The following is a 2,146-nucleotide window of genomic DNA, read 5'->3' as shown; positions in this document are numbered from 1 at the left end:
GCGGGGAGGGTTGCGGAAAGGCTGGAATGCCCCCGGGGGCCTTCTAGGCCGGGGGAGCTGGTGCGATGCGGGGAGTATGCGCTTTACCTCCAGTTGGTGGAGGCTGTCGGGGGGGTGGAGTACTACTATATGGACGTGACGCTGGCCGACTTCTGGAGGGATGGTGAGTATCTTTCTGAGGAGGCGGAGAGAGCAGGTGCCTACAGCCCGGAGAGGGCGTTGGAGGTTTTGAAGAGGGTTGCCGATTTGGCGTTGCTGGCTGTCGGGTCGAGGGCGCCTAGTGTGACCAGTATCGGGGACAGCGTCTTTCTTCACCACGACTTTGTCTGGGTGAGGGAGGGATTTGCGCCGGTGGGCAAGAGCCGAGATGTTTTGGTGTACGTGTTTGGGGGCGTTGCAGCTCTTGATATTGAGTTTCTGGTACCGGTGGATATGGGGCGTTTTGAAAAGTTTGCAGGTGGCTATCTGGTTGGGTTGCGGAGTTTTTCAACATCTGGGGGGCTTGAGTAGGCTGATTAACTCGGCCACTTTGTCGCCGTCATAGGCGACCTCGGCTATCTTAGCCCCTCTCACGGTGACTTCTCTTACTACGGTGTAGGCGAAGCCGCCGTGGGCCAGCAGGTTGCGCAGGGCTCTCTCCGAAACGCCCTTTCTGCTCTCACTCCTGAGGAGCGCCTCGGCCGCGCACAGCGCGTCTTCCCACGCGTCTCTCAGAGCGTCGGCGTCTTTAATCTCCAGGAGCCTCTTGCCGTTCTCAAAGAGGGCGGCGACTTCGCGTTGCGCCAGCCTCACGGCCCCCTCCCTCGTCTCCAGCACGCGCCTGTCGGCCATGACCTCGGCGGCTTTCGCCATGAGCCCCAGCTCGTCGGCTGTCGTTCTGAGCACCTTGCTCACCAAGGCCACGCCCGCCTTCTCGTAGTGGCCAGCCGCTTTGTTGAGGAAGGCGGCTAGGTCCTCCGCCTTCAGCTTGTCGAGCTCCCTTTCGAGGTAGTGGAGAGCCGCTTGGATGGGGTACGAGGCGTCGGCTTCTCCGTAGGAGACGGTGTGCGTTTCGTCGTCGCGATTCACTTCGTCGGGGGGCGGCGGCAGGCCGCCGGATCCGGAGCCCGGCTTGTAGATCGCCGGTTCCCTCCCCACGTACCTCGCGTTGGGGAACAACAAGGCGGCGGCTCCGGAGGCTAGCAACATGTAGGAGGTGACGACCTTCTCGAATCTGGGGCACAGCTCCTGGGGCATCTCTCTCGGCGTATCAATTCTTGAGGGGGCTAGCGATTTCAGTGCCGAGAGCTGTCTGATAGCCCTTATGACGCTCTGTAGCTCCGTTACGTCGAGTACCGCGAGACTTGGGAGCTCTTTCTTGACCTGCTTCTGTCTCTCTTCTTTTATGCAGTTCTCCGTGATGTGGTCGGGCGGATATGGTTCCGAGTTGTAGATAATTGTCCTGCCCTCCAGGTCCAGCAATACGGAGGCGGCCACGGCGGCGTAGAGCACGGCGACGGTTTGGTAGTTTACGCCGTGGGTTAAGTCGACGACTATGAAGCTGGGTTTTGACTTCTCCGCCTTCTGGAGGATGGCGTGTAGCGCCTTGTTGAAGATGTGCAGAGCCGTGGCCTTGAAGCGCCAGCCGTGGTAGAGGCCGATGCCGGGGAGCGACACCACGTCCCCCTCGACGCCGAGCGTCTTCGCCCACTCTCTGTATTTTTCCTCGACCGCCTTCCTAATCCCCTGGTCGGCGGGGGGTATGGCTGTGTCCATGCCGAAGATGAGGACATCAACGTCTCCTGTCTTTCCGAGCTGTTTCGCCAGAGCCGCGGTGGAGCTACAGCCCTCCACGTCCTCGGCCTCTATCCGGAGGGCGGGGTGCTTGACCTCAACGCGGTATTTGGCTTTGCGCCACTGGGGTGGGTTTCCCCATGGCGCTATTAGGAGAAATCTCATCTTTCTCTCCATTGAGTGGTCTGCGGGGGCGTTTTTAACATTGGTGCCGCTACTTGGCGGCGGGTTTCGACATATGTTTAGGGATTGTGTGATTTAGAGAAGAATTAAATAACTAAGCATCTTCTAATATCATGTCTCTGTGGGTTAGGAATGTGCATGGGGAGGTGGCTAGCAACGCGGTGGTGTATGAGCCGGTTGAGGTGAGGCG

Annotated in this window: 2 protein-coding genes; one reads left to right on the top strand and one right to left on the bottom strand. The window is 59.5% G+C overall.

What is annotated here, in order from left to right; translation table 11 throughout:
* On the top strand, positions 1–510 hold a 510-nt coding region (locus ACP5J3_RS13565), incomplete at its 5' end, for a hypothetical protein (RefSeq protein WP_428496173.1).
* Here ACP5J3_RS13565 and csx1 read toward each other — a convergent pair.
* Positions 487–1,950 (bottom strand): CRISPR-associated CARF protein Csx1, encoded by a 1,464-nt coding sequence (gene csx1 / locus ACP5J3_RS13560; protein ID WP_428496172.1) that lies wholly within the window; start codon positions 1,948–1,950, stop codon positions 487–489. The two genes, ACP5J3_RS13565 and csx1, sit on opposite strands and share 24 nt — an antisense overlap.
* Positions 1,951–2,146 lie beyond the last annotated feature (196 nt).

This window comes from Pyrobaculum sp. (assembly GCF_049971835.1).
GTDB lineage: Archaea > Thermoproteota > Thermoprotei > Thermoproteales > Thermoproteaceae > Pyrobaculum.
Note: the sequence above shows the minus strand (reverse complement) of the source record. Positions and strands in the feature narration are given on the sequence as shown.